Origin of the sequence: Sorangium sp. So ce124, assembly GCF_051525235.1 — a bacterium.
In the GTDB taxonomy this organism is placed as follows: Bacteria; Myxococcota_A; Polyangia; order Polyangiales; family Polyangiaceae; genus Sorangium; species Sorangium atrum.
Map to the genome: position 1 here is coordinate 10,491,868 of NZ_CP150312.1, position 17,618 is coordinate 10,509,485.

Annotated in this window: 13 protein-coding genes; 4 read left to right on the forward strand and 9 right to left on the reverse strand. The window is 71.5% G+C overall.

What is annotated here, in order from left to right:
• Nucleotides 1–57: 57 nt before the first annotated feature.
• The 6 genes from WMF19_RS39510 to WMF19_RS39535 all read right to left on the reverse strand — a co-directional run bounded on the left by WMF19_RS39510 (nt 58) and on the right by WMF19_RS39535 (nt 6,422).
• Nucleotides 58–825: a hypothetical protein gene (locus WMF19_RS39510; protein WP_437895066.1), complete on the reverse strand. Its 768-nt coding sequence runs from the start codon at nt 823–825 to the stop codon at nt 58–60.
• 392 nt (nt 826–1,217) lie between these two features.
• On the reverse strand, nt 1,218–2,051 hold the full coding sequence (locus WMF19_RS39515; RefSeq protein ID WP_437895067.1) for a CPBP family glutamic-type intramembrane protease: 834 nt from the start codon (nt 2,049–2,051) through the stop codon (nt 1,218–1,220).
• The gene (locus WMF19_RS39520; RefSeq protein ID WP_437895068.1) at nt 2,033–3,184 is read right to left on the reverse strand and encodes a peptidase MA family metallohydrolase; all 1,152 of its coding nucleotides are present in this window, start codon (nt 3,182–3,184) and stop codon (nt 2,033–2,035) included. Before WMF19_RS39520 ends, WMF19_RS39515 begins: the two co-directional genes overlap by 19 nt.
• Nucleotides 3,181–4,107 (reverse strand): hypothetical protein, encoded by a 927-nt coding sequence (locus WMF19_RS39525; protein ID WP_437895069.1) that lies wholly within the window; start codon nt 4,105–4,107, stop codon nt 3,181–3,183. Before WMF19_RS39525 ends, WMF19_RS39520 begins: the two co-directional genes overlap by 4 nt.
• A 58-nt stretch (nt 4,108–4,165) precedes the next feature.
• Nucleotides 4,166–5,164, reverse strand: a complete 999-nt coding sequence (locus tag WMF19_RS39530; protein WP_437895070.1) for an NAD-dependent epimerase/dehydratase family protein — start codon at nt 5,162–5,164, stop codon at nt 4,166–4,168.
• A gap of 121 nt (nt 5,165–5,285) precedes the next feature.
• Complete coding sequence (locus WMF19_RS39535; RefSeq protein ID WP_437895071.1) at nt 5,286–6,422, reverse strand: hypothetical protein; 1,137 nt, start codon at nt 6,420–6,422, stop codon at nt 5,286–5,288.
• A gap of 228 nt (nt 6,423–6,650) precedes the next feature.
• On the opposite strand from WMF19_RS39535, the gene WMF19_RS39540 reads away from it, so the two are divergent.
• On the forward strand, nt 6,651–8,894 hold the full coding sequence (locus WMF19_RS39540) for a cyclic nucleotide-binding domain-containing protein (RefSeq protein WP_437895072.1): 2,244 nt from the start codon (nt 6,651–6,653) through the stop codon (nt 8,892–8,894).
• A gap of 73 nt (nt 8,895–8,967) precedes the next feature.
• Here the strand turns inward: WMF19_RS39540 and WMF19_RS39545 are convergent, their stop codons facing one another.
• Together WMF19_RS39545 and WMF19_RS39550 are read right to left on the reverse strand one after the other, a co-directional pair.
• Nucleotides 8,968–10,650 carry a serine/threonine protein kinase gene (locus tag WMF19_RS39545; protein ID WP_437895073.1) on the reverse strand — a complete coding sequence of 561 codons (1,683 nt, stop codon included), beginning with the start codon at nt 10,648–10,650 and terminating at the stop codon, nt 8,968–8,970.
• A gap of 85 nt (nt 10,651–10,735) precedes the next feature.
• The gene (locus tag WMF19_RS39550) at nt 10,736–11,770 is read right to left on the reverse strand and encodes a serine/threonine-protein kinase (protein ID WP_437895074.1); all 1,035 of its coding nucleotides are present in this window, start codon (nt 11,768–11,770) and stop codon (nt 10,736–10,738) included.
• A 457-nt stretch (nt 11,771–12,227) separates the two neighbouring features.
• Here WMF19_RS39550 and WMF19_RS39555 point away from each other — a divergent pair, with 457 nt between their 5' ends.
• The 3 genes from WMF19_RS39555 (at nt 12,228) to WMF19_RS39565 (ending at nt 15,596) form a co-directional block, all read left to right on the forward strand.
• Entirely contained in the window at nt 12,228–12,938 is a 711-nt protein-coding gene (locus tag WMF19_RS39555) for a helix-turn-helix domain-containing protein (protein WP_272102892.1), read from the forward strand.
• A gap of 98 nt (nt 12,939–13,036) precedes the next feature.
• Nucleotides 13,037–13,618 carry a hypothetical protein gene (locus WMF19_RS39560; protein WP_437895075.1) on the forward strand — a complete coding sequence of 194 codons (582 nt, stop codon included), beginning with the start codon at nt 13,037–13,039 and terminating at the stop codon, nt 13,616–13,618.
• A 469-nt stretch (nt 13,619–14,087) separates the two neighbouring features.
• Nucleotides 14,088–15,596, forward strand: coding sequence for a hypothetical protein (locus tag WMF19_RS39565; RefSeq protein WP_437895076.1), 1,509 nt, complete (start codon nt 14,088–14,090; stop codon nt 15,594–15,596).
• A gap of 23 nt (nt 15,597–15,619) precedes the next feature.
• On the opposite strand, the gene WMF19_RS39570 is transcribed toward WMF19_RS39565, so the two are convergent.
• Nucleotides 15,620–17,458, reverse strand: a complete 1,839-nt coding sequence (locus tag WMF19_RS39570) for a PE-PGRS family protein (protein ID WP_437895077.1) — start codon at nt 17,456–17,458, stop codon at nt 15,620–15,622.
• Nucleotides 17,459–17,618 lie beyond the last annotated feature (160 nt).

The window sequence follows — 17,618 nt, forward strand, 5'->3', positions numbered from 1 at the left end:
GCGGGCGGCGGGTGACTCCGCCGCTCGCCGGCCGGACAGGCGTCCGGCAGAGCTCGATCACATCGACTTGATCTGGGCCCGGCGCTCGAAGCTCCGGCTCTCGGAGAGGACGCGCGGCGCGGGCTCGGCAGGCGCCGGCCCCGCGCTGGAGTCCCGATCTCCCTGCGCCAGGCGCTGCTGGCGGCGGGTGCCGGCCTGGACGCCGAAGTACACGCCGAGGAACGTCACGACGCCCCAGCCGAGCAGGCCGACGGCGACGAGGCCGGTCTGGCGCGACGAATCGCCCCCGATCTGGCTGATCTGCTCCATCGGGGCCGACAGCTTGCTCACCTCCTTCATCGGCTCGCGCAGCGTCGCGACCTGCTCCATCGGCTGTTTCAGCCCGGCGACGTCGCGCATCGGCGCGTCCAGGGCGGCGACATCACGCATCGGTGCGTTCAGGGCGGCGACGTCCGTGAGCGGGCCGCGGATGCCCACGAGGCTCTCGTTCATCGCGGCGATGGTGGCCTCCATCTGGCTCAGCCGATCCATCGACTCCTTGAGTCGCGCGGTCTCACGCATGCTCTGCTGCATTGCGTCCATCGACCCCTTGAGCTCGGCCAGCCGCTCCATCGCAGCCTGCATCTCGGCGAGCTTCTCCATCGGCTGACGCAGCTCGGCGAGCCGATCGATGCTCTCCTGCGAGCTCCGCAGCGTCTGATTCGAATCCTCGATCGTCGCGCGGGTCCGCCGCATCTCCTCCGTCGTTGCCTGGATGGAGCGCGTGTTCGTGTCGATCATCGTCGCCATGCCGCAGCCCGTCGACACGAGCGCGAGCAGCATCATCGGCGCAATCCGAACGATCCTTTCGCAATGCATACCTGATCGTTGGTTCCTCGAAGGCGGCGCGTCAATGTGTGCTTGACGCGGTGCGCTGAAATATGACATAGCCGTGTCCGAGGGGTGAGGCGCTGTGGGACATCGCGCGTGTTCGCCTGCGAGCCGCTCGCGCGGCACGTGCTCTCACGGCGCTGTGAAATGTCGGTGTCGGTCCGGTGGATGTGACGCGCCGAGCGCTGGAAGCCGGACGCCGGTGGTGGAAGGGGAGCGGCCGAGTGCGCCGCTGCGATGGACGTCGCGCCGCCAGCGCCGCTGTCCGGAGCTACAACGCGGGTGCGGCGCGCTTCATGCCGGCGCGGCGGCGAGAGCTCGGTGGCGGCCGCGCGGGGCGGGGGCGCTCACCGCGCTGGACGGTCAGGCTGCCGGGCGCCGGCGCGGAGCGTGAGCGCGGCGAGGATCGCGAGCACGGCCGCGCCGAGCCAGGCAGGCCGGCCGAAGGCTTGCGTCCCCGTGGCGAGCGCGCCGTCGGTCCACGTGGCGTCGAGCAGGGCGCCGCGCAGACCTGCGCCCGCGAGCGAGGTGAAGCTCGCGTGGACGGCGACCGCCGCGAACACGCCGCGGGCGCGCAGGAAGAGCGCCGCGGCGAGCGCGCCGAGCGCGGTCGCGAGGGCGAAGCTTGACGGGGACGCGCCCGGCGCGAGCCCGAGCGCGGCGCCGTGCGCGAGGGCGGAGAAGACCAGCGCGGGGCGAGGCGAGAGGCCGGCGCGCGCCGCGGTGGCGAACGGGATGCCAGTGAGCAGGAGCTCGTCGCGGACAGCGAGGGCGATCGAGCGCGCCAGGGCGAAGCCGAGGCTCGCCGAGGGCGCCCCGGCCTCGACGGTCGCCCACCCGAGCACCGCGGAGACGCCGAGCGTGATCAGCACGGCGAGCGCGCCCAGCGCAGCGCCGAGCCCGACGCGACGGGCGATGCGCGCGCGGCGGCCTGGGCCGTCCGGCTCCAGAGGGTCGGTCCACTGCACGCCGGCCCGCGCCGCGACGACGTCGGCGACGACCGCGCCGCCGAGCGCCGCCGCGAGCGGGCTCGACGACAGGAGCACGGACACGATCTGCAGGGCCGCGGCGAGGCCGACGAGCCAGGCCGCGCCGAGCGCGAGCTCCGTCAGGCGGCGCTGCGGTCCGGCGGGATCGGGCCGACGGGCCTCCTCGGCGGCGTTCAATGGAGCGTGTGCCACTGGCCGTTGTGCTCCACCTTCGGGACGTCCGCGTCGCCGTCGGCCTCGTTGCGGTGACGCGCGCCCAGGGTGGCGACGAGCTGGACCGTGGACGGGCGCGCGGGGCGGTGGCGCGCCTCCGACACCGCGCGGAGCCGCCGGCGCGGCGCGGGAGGCGGCGGCGACCTCCGGCTGCGGAGCCGCCGCACGGCCAGCCGGCCGGAGACGAGCAGCCCGAGCGCCAGCAGCGAGCCAGCCAGCACCGGGACGAAGCCGTAGCGCCGCGCGACGTTGGCGCGCCACGCGAGCTCGATCTCTCGGCCTGTCGAGACATAGGCGGCCCCGAGCGCGGCCTCGAGCGGCACGCCGCCGCGCACCCGAGCCAGGGCACGCACGAAGCTCTGCCGCCGCTCGTCCTCGACGAGGAAGCGGACGACGTCGGCCGCCTGCGCATAGGGCAGCGAGCCGGTCGCATCCTCTGCGCCCGCGAGGCTCGCTTCGAGCTCGTCGAGCGGGAGGAGGCGCCCCCGGAGCGCGGCGACCGAGAGCGCCTGCGCGCGCCGAGCGACGCGCTCACCGGCCACGTGGGCGGCGAACCCCTCGTGGAACCAGCGCGGGACCACGGCGCCTCCGGTCGCTTCATCCAGGGCGAGGTGCGCGAGCGCGTGACGGAAGGCGCCCTCGAGATCGGGCGTCTCGGCGCCGAGCCGCGGAGAGGCGCTCAGGACCGCGAGCCGCAGCGCGCCGAACGAGACGGCCGTCACGGGGCCAGCGAGGCCCCTGGGGACGAGGTCGTCGAGCTCGGCGGGCACATCCGCGATCCGGACCTTCACAGGCGCGGTCAGCACGTCGCGGCCGAGCAGGGCGCCGAGCTCGGCGCGCAGATCGCCGGCGCGGGCGATGAGAGGGCGGACACGGTCGCGGGTGGACGGGTGATAGGCGAACTCGATCCAGCCGAGATCCTCGGTGTGGTACGCCGGCGGCGGCGGCGGCACGGGAAGATCGGCGCCGCCGTCGCTCGACGCGGCGGGCGCGTCGTAGACGCGGGGCGCGGCGCCGGCGAGCCGCGCGGGCGCGGCGACGATCGCGACGCAGAGCAGCGCGGCGAGCCTCAGCCCCAACCCCGCTGGGCTGCGCCGGGAGGAGCGCGTCATGGCGCGATCCGACCCCGGAGGTGCACGGTGTCGCCGGAATCGCCGCCCGTCTGGGCCAGCACCACCACGACGATCCCCGTGGCGACCACGCCCGCGAGCGGGCCCCAGAACCAGGGGGAGCTCCACGTCGAGCGCCGCTCCGACGGCTCCGACGAGCTGGCGCCGCCGTTCGCGGACTTCGGCGCCGCCTGGGCGACGTCGGCGCGAGGTCCCAAGGCGCCGCGCCGCGATGACGCGGGCGCGGGCGGCGTCGCAGCGCGACCCGCCGCGCCTCCGCTCCGTTCGTCTCCAGCGAGCAGCGCGCGGAGGGCCGCGCCCGCGCCCGGCCAGTCGAAGGTCGCCCCGGCGGGGGCGGCCGCGCCGTCCGCGGTCCGCTGGACCGTCGCGCCGAGCTCGATCGGCGCGTAGCTCGCGCCCGCGACCCGGAGCACGCGCGCCACGGGGTGGCCGTGCGCCGTGCTCACCGCGACGACGAGCGCCGCGCCTGCGCCCGCGCCGAGCGACGCGAGCAGCCCGCGCGCGACCGGCTCGGACTCGGCGTGCCCGGCGGAGCGGCGCACCTCGGCGAGCTCCTTCACGGCGGCCGGCGCGTCCGGGCGCGGCGGATCGCCGGTGAGCACCTGCGCTGTCGCCTCGTCGATGGGCGGGCGGAGCGCGGGGTCGCCGTAGATCGCGCGAGCGAGCGCGCGAGCCGCCTCGGCGCTCGCGTCGTCCACCGCCACCACGACGGCGCCGCGCAGGGCCGACCGTGCGGCGGGGGCGTCCGGCGCGCCGCGCGCGGCCGGCGCCGCCGCCGCGCTGCCCGCGTCCGGAGCCGCCGCGTCGGCGCCGCCACGAGGCGGCTCCTGGGCCTGCGCGGGCGCCGCCGTCAGGCCGAGCGCCATCGCGACGAGGCCCGGGGCAGCCGGCGGACGGCGGAACATGCATTCACGGTACGGAGGCCGCGGGCGAGCGTCAAACGGCGCGCGGCGCGGCGTCACGTCACAGCCAGCCGTGCTCGCGGTACCAGGCGACCGCTCGGCGCGTCCCCTCCGCCCAGCCCACCGCGGGCGCCCAGCCGAGCTCCCTGCGGGCGTCGCTGGAGTCGCAGACCCAGTGCGACGCGGAGAGCTCGTTCAGCTTGTCGCGCGTGAGCATCACGGCCTTGCCGGTGAGGCGGCCGAGCCCCTCGCTCGCGAGCGCCGCGCCGCGCATGAGCGAGAACGGGACGCCGACGCGGACGAGCGCCCGCGCGCCGAGCGCCGCCTCGACGTCCGCCAGCATCTCGCGCCACACATACACGCTTCCGTCGTCGATGAAGTAGGCGCGGCCGCTCGGCACGTCGCTCTCGATCGCCCGGATGCACGCGGCGGCGGCGTCGGAGGCGTAGATCACGCTGAGCGTGTTCCTGCCGTCGCCGAGCATCGGGAGAAAGCGGCGCGCGACGCTCTGGAAGAACGCGAACGACTCCTGGTCGCGCGGGCCGTAGATCATCGGGGGGCGGACGACGACCACGGGCAACGCGCCCTTCTCGGCGAGGACCAGCCGCTCGGCCTCGAGCTTCGAGCGCCCGTAGCGCGTCACGGGGGCCGGGGGCGCGTCGGCGGCGATGGGGCGCCCGTCCAGGCTCGGGCCGATGGCGGCGAGGCTCGAGACGAACACGAACCGCCGTATCGCGCCCGCCGGCGCCGCCTTCGCCGCGTCGAGCAGGTTCCGCGTGCCGTCGACGTTGACCCGGAAGAACTCCGCCTCGTCGCGCGCCTTGACCAGCCCGGCCGAGTGCACGATCGCGTCGACGCCCGGCGGGCCGACGACCGCGCGGCGGACGCTCTCCGCGTCCTCGACGGCGCCGTACGCGAGCTCGACCCCGCGCAGCGACGACAGGAACCTCGTGTCCGACGAGCGCCGCACCAGGGCGACGACGCTGTGCCCCTGCTGCGCGAGCTGCTCGGCGACGTGTGAGCCGAGGAACCCGCTCGCGCCCGTGACCAGCACCCTCATCGATCCGCTCCTTCTTTACGGTCCCGGCGCGCGCCCGAGGCGCTCGGCGCTGGCGCCCACGTCGAGCTGCCGGCGCCCGCGTCGAGCCGCCCGCGCCGCTCGGCGCTGGCCCCCGCGCCCATCACAGCGCCCGCTCGTAGACGCGGTACTTCTTGTGGACCCGGCCGCCCATCAGCCGGATGCCCGCGTTGATGGCGGCGTTGTCCTCCAGCGTCCACCCGAGCTCGCCGCCCTCCATGCCGAGCAGATGCGCCGCGCGGTTCATCTCGACGTACAGGAAGGCGCTGAGCCCGGCGTAGCGCCGCACGTGGCGCCACTTCTTGCGGATGCCGAGCACGACGAGGCGCCCGCGCTTCGGGCCGCGCACGCGCAGCCGCCACAGCAGCTTGAAGATGCCGGCCGGGAGGAGCTTGCCGTGGAAGTCCTTGATCAGCTGGTTGAGGTCGGGCAGCCCGAGCGACACGGCGGCCGGCTCGCCGTCGATGAACGTGATCTTGGTGAGCTCGGGCATCAGGATGAGCCGCACGTCCTTCGACCACTTGACGAGCTCTTTCTCGGTCATCGGGACGAAGCCCCAATTGTCGCTCCAGGCGTCGTTGTAGACGTCCATGAGGATGCGGATGTCGCGGAGCAGGTTCTTCGGATCGCCGCAGCGCGTGTGCACCTCCGGCATCGCCAGGACCTCGGCGTGGGCCTTCTGCGCCCGGGCGGGGACGTTGCCGACCTCGTAGCCCCACGCGTAGAGATCCTTCACCTTCTCGAGCCCGGCCTGCTCGATGAGCCGGCCCTGGTGCGGCCGGTGGTAGGGCATCATCATCACCGGCGGGAGCTCGAAGCCCTCGATGAGGCAGCCGATCTCCTCGTTGGTCGAGAGCGAGTAGGGGCCCCGCATGCGCTTCATCCCGCGCGCGCGCAGCCAGCCCGTGGCCTCGGCGAACAGCGCTCCGGCCGTCTCGGCGTCGTCGATCGTATCGATGAAGCCGAAGGAGCCAGTGTCGTCGCGGTGGACCCGGAGGTGCTCGTGATCAACCTGCGCGGTGATCCGGCCCGCTGGCCTGCCGTCCTTGTACGCCACCCACGCCGTCCCCTCGGCGTGCTCGAAGAACGGGTTCTTCTTCTTGTCGAGCCGATCGGAGATGTCCAAGTCGAGCGGGCGGATATAGTTGGGCTCACCCTCGTAGACGGTGTCGACCACGTTGAGGAAGTCCTTGAGGACCTTCTTGTCGCCCTTCCGGAGCTCGCGGATCTCGATAGCCATAGGGCTTGAGCCCGTACCTTCCGAGACGCGGCGCTGCAAGAGGCTCGCACGGACGTGGTCTCGGCCCCGATCGCGGAGCGCCGCGCTCCGCGCTGATCGCCGGGCGGCGCGCGCCGCGTTGAGAGCAGGACGCCGCGCGCCGCGCTGATCGCACGACGCAGCGTGCGCGAAGCCGGTAAGCTCTCGCGGCGGGCCTGTCCGGCCCCCGGCAACTCAGGTGGACGCAGCATGATGACCCCGAAGGAGTTCCAGAGGCAGTTCAAGCGGCTGCTCATGAGCCGCGTGGAGGGCATGGACTGGGAGGACAAGCTCGCCCGGGTCCGCCAGTACCTGCGCCAGCTCGAGGCACGCCAGAGCCCGGAGGAGGAGTCGGCCGAGCTGTCTCCGTCGCTGGAGCTCATCCCGTTCGAGCCCGGCAAGCGGCCCGTCGACGAGGCGCTCTATCCGGGGCACGGGTGCAGCGAGCGCGTCGGCTGCATCAACACCTCCGGCGACCCGTCGGAGCTGGGCGACGAGGTGTGGCTGCTCTACCGGCTGCGCGACCTCTACGCGTTCGTCGCGCCCTTCGAGCGGCCGTTCGAGGTGACCCTGTCCGCGTGGTTCCTCCCCGCGAGCCCCGGCGACGGCGAGCCGTGCCCGGTGCCCGGGCTCATGGACGTGCCGCTCAGCCCGCAGATCGTCTCGACCTCGTCCTACCCCGTCCCAAAGCTCGAGCCCGCCCCGTGGAACTCGTTCCATCAGACGGTCTACGTCGCCACCATCGTGCCGGCGCGGCAGCTCGTGCCGCACCCCCCCGGCGAGGAGACCGGCGGCGGCTATTTCTGGGCCGACATGCCCGAGTCGTTCCGGCGGCGCGTCACCGACGGCTTCGAGCCGTTCACGTTCGCGAGCCTGTTCCGGCAGCAGCTCCGGGTCGAGATCAAGCTCAGCGAGGCGGGCAGGACGGTCTCCTCCGAGTCGACGGACATCGAGATCTTCGACACAGGCCGCTTCGGCTCGCTCTACGCGCGCCTGCTCGACCGGCTCGTCAAGGCGGACACGGAGATCCAGCAGCGGGCGCTCGGGATCGACGAGCTCCACGTCGGTTATCACCCGTGGTTCCCGGTGCTGACCATCGGCATGGACAAGGCGCTCCTGTACCTCCGGGCCATCCATCAGGACCTCGAGCAGCACCGGCGCAACCTCCCCGACCCCCGCTGGCTGCTCAGGGTGGGCCTCTACCTCGAGCTGCTCACGTGCCTCGGCATCTTCGAGGCCGTGAAGCACGACTACCCGGACATGCTCTCGCCGGGGGAGCGCGAGGCCTTCGAGGAGGGCGCGGCGTTCGCGCCGATCCGCGCGTCGATCGACGTCGCGGCGTGGGCGCAGGTCTGGGACATGCGGCACATCGCGCCGCGCGCGGCCGGCTTCTTCGCGGCCGGGCCCGTGAGCCTGACGAACCTGATGCGCAAGCAGAAGGCCACGCTCGCCTTCCTGCACGCCCACCACGCGGACCTGCAGAAGGCGATCGAGCTCGCGGGCCCCAACCTGTGGAACGCGCAGGAGACGTGGCACCGGGTGTTCCGCGACGCGGAGCGGGCCGTCCTCAAGAACAACGTGCTCGCGTTCCCGGAGCTCGCGCACCTCGATCCGCGGTGGCGCGACTTCGCGCTCTGGCACCAGCGGGGGGACATGCGGCTGTTCGGCCTCAGCCTGATGCCCGAGGCGCTGACGGGGCTCTTCGGCGATCAGGACGGCATCTTCCCCGCGGCGTGCCGGCAGTACCGGAAGTCGATGAACGACGTCGCCCGGTGGGCCGCCGAGCGGAACCTCATGGACTACACGGGCGACGAGTGCATCCCGCGGAACGCGAGCCTTCTCGAGGCGTACATGGAGAAGAACCCGTCGCACCTCGCCGCGCTGCAGCGGCGCGACGGCTACGGGGCCGCGGCGTCGATCGAGCTCGAGGAGCCGAGCAAGGTGACGCGCGAGGCGAGCGCCGAGGACCTCATGACGCTGCTCCGGCGGACGCCGGTCTTCAAGCCGCTGCTCGATCGCGAGCTCCGCAAGCTCGCGACGAAGGCGCGCCGGATCGAGTACGGCCCGCTCGACCGGATCGTGCTGCAGGGGCAGCGGGACTCGTCGATGTTCGTCGTCGCGTCCGGCGCCGTCGAGGTCCTGGTGCGGCACCCCGACGGGCAGGACTCGACGGTCGCCGCGCTCGAGAAGGGCGCCGTCTTCGGGGAGTTCGCGCTGCTCACGGGCGAGGAGCGCACCGCGACGGTGCGCGCCGTCGACGAGGTGGTGCTCTACCAGATCACGAAGGAGGCCCTGCAGCCGATCATCGAGGCGCGCCCGCAGCTCGTGATCGAGCTGAGCCTGCTCATGGCGTCGCGCCAGGCCCACCTGCGCGACGCGGCCGAGCGCTACCTCGAGGCCGAGGAGAAGGTGCGGAGCCTCGCCGGGCGCATCCGGCGGTTCGTCCTCGGCTGAGCGCGCTCAGCCCTTCGTGGCTGGCCTCGCGCTCGGCGCTTCGTGGCTGGCCTCGCGCTCGGCCCCCTCGCGCTCAGCCCTTCAGGAGCCACGCGACGGCGTCAGCCTCCGAGGTGAAGAACGAGTACTCGGGCAGCCCCATGGCGGCCGACAGGCGGGAGATCTGCATTTTCGAGAGCGCGCTGTTCACGAGGTTCGCCGCCTTGCGCATGCCGTGCTCGACGGCGTAGGCCATGGTCTGCTCGACGTACGGGCTCACCTCGGGCTTCTGCGGGGGGAAGTCCGCGATGTCGGCGAGCACGTACCAGGGCTTCCCTAGGTTGAGCAGCGTCGAGGCCTTCTGACGGAACTCGTCGAGGTACGCCTTGCCCTCGTCGATGTCCCAGAACCCCCACACCTTCACGTGGAGGACCCCGGTCGACGTGTCGGGCCTGACGTTGAACCGCCGCTGCGGGGCGCGCTCGCGCCGCGACGTGAGCTCGGACCTCCTCAACGGCTCGCTCCCGGAGAGGCCTGCCCGGCCCGGCGGGTCCAGGGGCGACGTCCGGGGTCGGGTCTCCGCGAACTTCGAGGCGGCCGACTGCGCGGGCGGCGCGGACGACGAGGGAGGGACGGAGCGCGAGGGCGGATTGGGTGGCGGCGTAATGGAGCGCGGGGGCGGGCTGGGGTTCGAGGCGGGACCGGGGCGTGAGGGAGGCGTCTTCGACGACAGCTCCGGCACGGTGACGGTCGGCACCTCGGCGAAGCCCTTCGCCGTGCCTGGCTTCGAGGGCAGCGTCGGGTCGGTCGGGCTCGGGTTCGCGCTCGGCGCGGGCGCCGCCGGCTCCGGCAGGAGGATGACGCGCGAGGCCCGCGGGATGGCGACGTCGAGCGCGGCGGCGAGCGCGCTGACCGCGATGGACGCGCGCTCGAAGCGGTCCTCGGGCTTGAGCGCCGTCGCCTTGAGGAACCAGCCGTCGAACTCCGTCGGCAGCGCCGCCGAGGACCGCCGCGCCGCGCGCGCGCTGGGCGCCTCCATCGCGCCGCGCAGGAGCTCCCCCGCCAGCATGTACGGGGACGCGGTCGCCTCGGCCTCCTGGGACCAGTACGACTCGCCGACGAGGAGCGCGTACGCGACGTGCCCGAGCGCGTAGATGTCGGCGCGCGGGCCGACGTTGCGCTCGGCGCGGATCTGCTCCGGCGCCATGTACACGGGCGTGCCGAGCATCTGCCGCGTCAGCGTGGAGGCGTTGTGCTGCTCGATGACCTTGGCGATCCCGAAGTCGAGGATCTTCACGCACGGCGAGCCGTCGTCGCGGACCGTGACGAACAGGTTGTCGGGCTTGAGGTCGCGGTGGACGATGCTCGCCGCGTGCGTTTTGTCGAGCGCGAGCGCGGCCTGGAACAGGTAGAGGGCGACGTCCTCGGCGGGGAGGGCGCCGCGCTTCTTGACGAGGCTGCCGAGCTCCTCGCCGCGGAGCAGCTCCATGACGAGGAACGGGGTGCCGGTCTCGTCGTCGACCCCGGCGTCCGAGGTCCTGACGATGTGGTCGCTCTCGATGACGCCGGTGATGCGGGCCTCGAGGGCGAAGCGGGCGCGCAGCTCCTCGCTGTCGAGCAGGCTGGGCAGCATCACCTTGAGCGCGCGGCGCGTCGCGGTGACGTCGTCCATCACCTCGTACACGGCGCCCATGCCGCCCGCCTTGATGACGCGCAGCACCTGGTAACGGTTGCGAAACCGCGTATTCGGCTGCAACAGGCCGGGCGAGGAGCTCATCCTGCGGCCCTCGGTTCAGGCATGGTTTGCACCACGCTACCAGCGCCGCTTCCCGCGTCGCAAGGCGGTCGGGTGAGGAACGTGCTCAGCGAAGGATCGCGCCTCCGCCGGCGGCCTCGCCGCCGGATCGAGCGGCGCGGTCGAGGAGCGGCTCCAGCGCGCTCCAGAGCGAGCGGACGTCCTGGAAGCGCTCCTCGGGGGCCACGGCGAGCGCCCGCGCGACCCAGGCGTCCACCTCGGGGAGCAGGTCGGGCCGGAAGGCGTGCAGGCTCGGCCGCGGGCCGCGGGCGGCGGCGAGGAGGATGTCGACCCGGCTCGCGCCGGCGAACGGCAGGCGCCCCGCGAGCGCGCGGAAGAGCACCGCGCCGAGCGAATAGATGTCGATCCGGTGGTCGATCTCCTGGGGCCGGCCCTTCCATACCTCGGGCGCGATGTAGCTGGGCGAGCCGGGGATCGCGCCTTCGCGGGTGAGGGGGTCGGCCTGCATCACCTTGACAAGACCGAAATCGAGCAAGCGCACGCGCCCGCGCGCCGCTGCGCCGGCGTGGCCCTGCGCGCCGTCGCCCGTGACGGGGAGCTGCGCGCCGGCGGGGGGCGCCGGATGGGCGGCGCGGGCCGGCGCGCTTCCGTGGTGAGGGGAGATGGAGGAAGGAGCACCCGTGTCGTCGTCGAGGACGAAGATGTTCGCTGGCTTCAGATCGCGGTGGACGATGCCGCGCGCGTGCGCGGCGTCGAGGGTGTCGATGATCGGGCGGAACAGCTCGCGGATCTCGTCGAGCGGGAGCCGCTGGTTCCGCGCCTCCAGCCGGCGCAGCGTCGTCTCGAGATCGCTGCCCTTCAGGAACTCCATGACGATGTAGAGCGTGCCGTTGGCCGCCTCGCTGAACGCGAAGACGTGGGTCGCGCTGGTGCCGGCCAGCTCCCCCATGGCGCGGGCCTCGCGCCGCAGGCGGGTCTTCAGGGCGGGATCGCTGGCGAACTCGGGCCTCAGGTACTTGACGGCGACGTGCGTGCCCGTTTCCTGATCCAGGGCGCGGTAGACCACGCCCTGGCCTCCCTGACCGACCACCTCGATCAGCTTGTACCGGCCGTCGATCACGTCGTCGATGTCGTGGTCCATCGGCAAGCCCTCGGTGTTCGAGCGCGCTGCGTCAGCGTGCCGCACAGCGAGCCCAGGTTGTAGCCGCTCCGGCGCGCTGGCGGTAGGGACGGTTCGGCGCCGACCCGATCCGCCGGCCGGGGGCGGACCCCGAGGCGGGAGGAGCGGGGAAGCGCGAGCGCCCGGGGACGCGGTCCGTGGGAAGGAGCCTGCGGGCGGAAGACGCCTCCGGCGGGTGAGCCTGCGGGGAGTGAGCGCACGGCCAAGCACGCTGGGAGGAAGCGCGACCGTGCTCGGGAGGGCGAACGCGCCGAGGGGGGAAGGTGAATGCGACAGGGACGGTCACGGATCGGGTTCAGGCGACATCCTAGGAGTGACGGAAATTGCCTGATGATTGACTCCACTCATCCTGACGCAGCGACGAATTTGGTTGGTTTGCCGACCCTGAGATCCCGTGTAGAGTGGCGCCCATCCTCGTATGAGATCTGTCCGACAGAACAGCGACCTTCCCCAGGCGAACGGTGCGGTTCCGGTCGCGCTCGACGTGCAGCCGGCCAGGCCCGGCGCGCAGGAGCAGGAGCTGGAGGAGGAGTGGACCTATGAGGTCGCTCACCACGACGCGCCGTCGGATCTCACGCATGTTGTCGGGGAGAACCTTCGGCGGCTGCGCACGCGGCGCGGCCTCTCGCTGGAGCGGCTCTCGAAGATCTCCGGCGTGAGCCGTGCGATGCTCGGCCAGGTCGAGCTCGGCCGCAGCGCGCCCACGATCAACGTCGTCTGGAAGATCGCCCGCGCGCTTTGCGTGCCGTTCTCGGCGCTCGTCAGCGATCGCGCGGCGAGCGGCCCGATGCTGCTGCGCGGGGATCGGGCGAAGCGGCTGACATCGCACGACGGCAAGTTCACCTCGCGCGCGCTCTTCCCGTTCGATGCGCCGCGAACGGTCGAGTTTTACGAGCTGCACCTGGCCTCGCTCGGCGTCGAGAATGCCGATCCCCACCCGCCCGGGACGACCGAGAACATCGTGGTATGTCAGGGGACCGTTGAAATCAGCGTCGACGGACAGCGGTTTCTGCTCGCGACGGGCGATGCGCTCGTGTTCCAGGCGGATGTCCCGCACGTCTACCGCAACCCGGCGAACGTCGACTCGCTGATGTACCTGGTGATGACGTATTCGCTGTCGGCGCCCTGAGGCGTGGAGCTTTCCTCGCCGAGGGGCGGGGGAGCGGAAGGCGCGGAGCAGCGCGAGAACGCCGGCGAGCGCCGACGCTCCGCTGCTCCGAGGAGGGTTTGCGGCCGCGTTACTTCGTCATGGCGGGCGTGCACATCATCATGGGCATCCCGCCGCACATCATCATCATGGGCATCCCGGCCGACATCATCTTCGTCATGGCCTCGCAGCGCTCCTTCAGCATGTCCATCGACATGCCCTCGGGCGGCATCAATTTGCAGGTCATTCCGTCCTTCGTCATCTCACACGACATCTTGCACATCATCGGCATGCTCATGCCCATCATGGGCATCATCGGCATGCCCATGCCCATCATGCCGGGCATCATCGGCATGCCCATGCCCATCATGCCGGGCATCATCGGCATGCCCATGCCCATCATGCCGGGCATCATCGGCATGCCCATGCCCATCATGCTGGGCATCATTGGCATGCTCATGCCCATCGCGCCGGGCATCATGCCCATCATGGGCATCATCGGCATGCCCATGCCCATCATGCCGGGCATCATGGATGCGCCAGCGGCCATCTCCGGCGTCGACATCATGGGGGACATCGTCTGCGGCATCATGGGCATCTGCATTGCGGTGGTCATGGGGGCTCCTGTCGTCAGCGCTCGTTGCTTCCGGGAGCCGTTCTAGCCGGTCGGCGTGACGTCGCAACGCGTTAACACGGGCGCGTGTCGCTTTGCTCCAGTCTAGCGGAGGCGCCTCCACGGCGTTGGAGGCGCCGGCGCCCCGGGCGGACGAGTATCCACGATAGTGGCGGCCGCTCCGCCCGGGGCGCGCTGGGGCGGCGTCCAGGCGAGGCCGGGTTTGCGGCGGTCATGAGGGTTGAGGGGGCGACCAGCGGGGTCGTGCGAGCGTGAGCGGGATGGGCTCGGTCGGTTCCACCGACCATGATTCTGTCTCTATGTCGACTCGCTGCTGAAGCCGAGCCTGACGTTATGCGCAGTCATGTCGGCCCATACAGAGCCGCGGTGCCCTCCGGCGCGAGCGAGCAGGGCTTCTATGCATCTTGCTTCACCCTTGACGGGCCTGACGCTTTGATGCCTCATACGCCACCATGCGCCGCGCTCCGCCTTCTCCGCTCTTCGTTCGCGCCTCCCGCGTGCTCGCCCTCGGTGCCCTCCTGGGCACCGCGTCGTGCGCCCAGGTCCTGGGCCTCGACGAGTTCGAGGACTGCGACGAAGATTCCTGCTCAGGAGTGCTCTGGGCGAAGAGCTTCGATAGCCATGAGTTGGTCTTTCCAGAGAGCGCTCGGCTCGACTCGAAGGGAAATGTTCTTCTCGCAGGAGTCTTTCGAGGTACCACTGATTTCGGCGGCCCGCCGCTGATATCGTCTCAATTCGCTTTCTTTCTCACCAAGCTGAAGCCGGACGGTAGCCACGGCTTCAGCCGGTGGCTGCGGCTGAAAGTCTTGGATGGCGCGTTGGGATCGCGTCTTTCGGTGCTGCCTGATGATAGCGTCGTCTTGTCGGGCCTGTACGAGGAAGAGATCGAGCTTGATGCTGGCGAATCCATCACGGCGCCCACTCTCGACGAGAATGGTTGCTTCGTGGCCAGGTTCTCGTCAGACAACAAGTTGATCTGGGGGCGCAACTTGTTCACGGGGACGGGCCGCCTCGCTGTCCTGGATTCGGCGGCTATGCCCGACGGTGACGTAGTCCTGGTCGGCTCTTTCAGGCGCGAGGTGAGCCTGGGTTCGTCGACCCTGACCACTGCATCCGAGGACGCCTTTGTCGTGAGGTTGGACGGCGAGACGGGTAATCCGCGATGGAGCTTTCAGTTGGGCGACCCTGAATACACCACGGCAACAACGAGCCTCGAGGCCAAGGCGGTGGCGGTGGATCCTGCGGGTAATATCGTTGTGGGGGGCCGGTTCACGGGATTCACCGACTTCGGCTTCGACAGAAGCATCGGCCCGAGCCCGTCGGGGGCTGGAGCTTTCATCCTCAAGCTCTCGTCCACGGGGGAGCGAGATTGGACTGTTGGCCTCCTGGGAGAGGGGCGTGCCTGGGTGACTGACATCGACGTCGATGCGCGTGGAGATATCCTCGCGGCTGGCGCTCTCGCAGGAGCGATTGCCATCCATGCCCATGGGGTCCGAGGCGCCCACGAGACCAGCGGGCCAGAGGACTCGGATATCCTGCTCGTGAAGCTCTCGTCCGCGGGGAACCACCTGTGGTCATTGCGATTCGGCGATGATTCGTCCCAGTTGGGTGTAGAACCGAAGTCAGGTATTTTTGGATCGGACGTCGAGTCTCTTTCACCTTTCGGGGTTCACGTCGCCGCCGACACTTCTGGAGACATCGTGCTCGGCGCCGGGGCCGCAGGCGCCGTCGACTTCGGGGGCGGGCTGCTCGGCGGCAGACAGGAGCGCGACTGGACTGTCGCGAAGCTGAGCGCTGGCGGAGCGCACCTCTGGAGCAGGCGTTTCGGTGATGCTGCGACAGGGCAAGCGGTGGTTGGCATTGACACGGATCCCGGGACGAATGCCGTCGTGGTCGTCGGGCTCAACGACGGAACGCTGGATTGGGGCAATGAGATGAAGGTCGTGGCGCCGGGAGAGTTCAGCGCTGTCGTGACGAAGATCGACCTGGGACGGGTTGGGAGATAGCTTCTCCAGCTCAGCGGCGCTGGTCAGTTGATCTGCAGGTTCGCGGCGGCCTTGCCGTCCTGTCCCGCGCCCGCGGCGCCGCCGCTCGGGGTCGTGCCGCCAGCGCCGCCGTACCCGGGGGCGCCGGTCGAGCAGCTGTTGCCTCCGAACGTGAAGCTGACGCTCGCGGCTCGCGCCAGGCAGGCGCTCGGGCCGCCGCCGCCGCCCGCTCCCGGGCCGCCGTCGCCACCAGGACCACCTTTGCCGCCGACGCCGCCGTTGCCGGCGTCATCAGGACCGGGGCCGCCCGGGCCGCCGTTCCCCCCGAGCTGTGGCGCTCCGCCGTTGCCGCCGTGGCCGCCGTTCCCTCCCTTTCCGGTCGTGATCTCGTTGCGAGAGACGACCACCCGTCCGGCCGCCGCGAAGACGCCAAAGCTCCCGCCTCCACCGCGGCCAGCCGTGCCGCTGCGGCCGCCGAGCCCGCCGCATCCGCCGCTACCGCCGCCCCCGCCGCGATCATCAGGGCCTACCTCGCAGGAGCCGCCGCCGCCGCCGCCCGCGCCGCCGCCGCCGCCGCCGTTGATTCCCGGTTGCCCGTTGGTGCCGTTCGCAGGCTGGTAGATACCCGAGGCGATGCTGCCGAGATTCGCGCCCCCTGTCCCCGGCATCCCCTGCGACCCCGCCATGCCCGGCGTTCCATCGTGTCCTGCCGACCGGGTCCTGAAGCAGCGCAGCGGGGCGCCGCCCGCGCCGCCCTCCGCGCCCCGGCTGCCCGGATGGCCGGCCGCTCCGGTGTTAGAGCCATGTCCACCATACCCGCCTCTGCCGCCAGGCTCGTCGCACACTGGCGCCGGGCCGGCATTGCCGAGGCCGCTGCAGTCGTTGCAGCCCTGCTCTCCCGCATTCCCCGAGGTCGCCGTCCCCGCCGCGTGCGCCGCCCCGTTCGTCCCCCCGGCGCCGGCTTGGCCCTCCTCCACGTTGATCTGGTTGAACCGCACGAAGAGATCCGCCGTCCCCCCGCCGAGGCGCACTCCATAGGTGCTCGCCCCGGCCGACGACGGGCTCAGCGCCTCTATCGAGATGCCCTCGATGTGCGTCGGCTGCGCGATCGACGGCGCATGGAACACCGTGCCTGTCGCGCTCACGGTGGTGGTCACCGAGCTCGTCCTTCGGAACTTGAAGTCAGCGTTGTTGTGATCGAACCCACCGTAGATGCTGATGCCGGACACGACCGTGACCGCCTCCTGGTACAGCTCGCCCGACAGGCAGACCGCCGGGACCCCGCCCGCTTGCGCCACCTGGATGGCCTTGGCGATCGTCTCCACCGGCGCGCTGCGCGTCCCGCTGCTGGCGTCGTCCCCCGTGCTCGCCGAGACGTAGATACACTGCTCCACGAGCCCGTCGCCGCCATCGCAGTTGTCATCGATGAACTCGCCGTCGATCGGATCCTCGCCCGCCGCACCCGCCGCGGTCGGTGTACACACGTATTCACAGCCGCACTCGCCCGTGAGGAGATTGCCGTCCAGGTCGTGTGTGCCCGGCAAGCATCCCAGCGCGCACGCATCGGTGACCCCACCGCCGCCCCCGCCCGCCTCTTCGCTGCCCCCCTCTCCACCCGAACCGCCTTCGCCCCCGCCCGAGCCGCCTTCACCCCTGCCCGAGCCGCCTTCGCCCCCGCCCGAGCCGCTCGTGGCGGCCGCGCTGCTGCTCGATGACGCGGTCGTGGCGCTGCTGCTCGCGGACGATTCGCCGCCCGCGCCCGAGCCGCCTCCCGTGCCCGAGACTGGCCCGATGGGACCGTCGATCGAGCTGCTCTCGGCGCAGCCGAGCGCCGAGAGCAATGCGAGCAGAGATGCCGTCTCGAGGAAGAATTGTGCGCGCATGCTTAATTCTGCACCTTCGCGCGCCTTTCGAAAAGACTTTGTCTTGTCGGTCCCAATCACCATGGGCCGTGCGCCACATTGCAGTTCGCATCGACCGTGCGTCCGCCCGCGCCGTTATGTGCTGCGCCGGCGCGAGCCAGCTCACGATTCCGTGATTCGC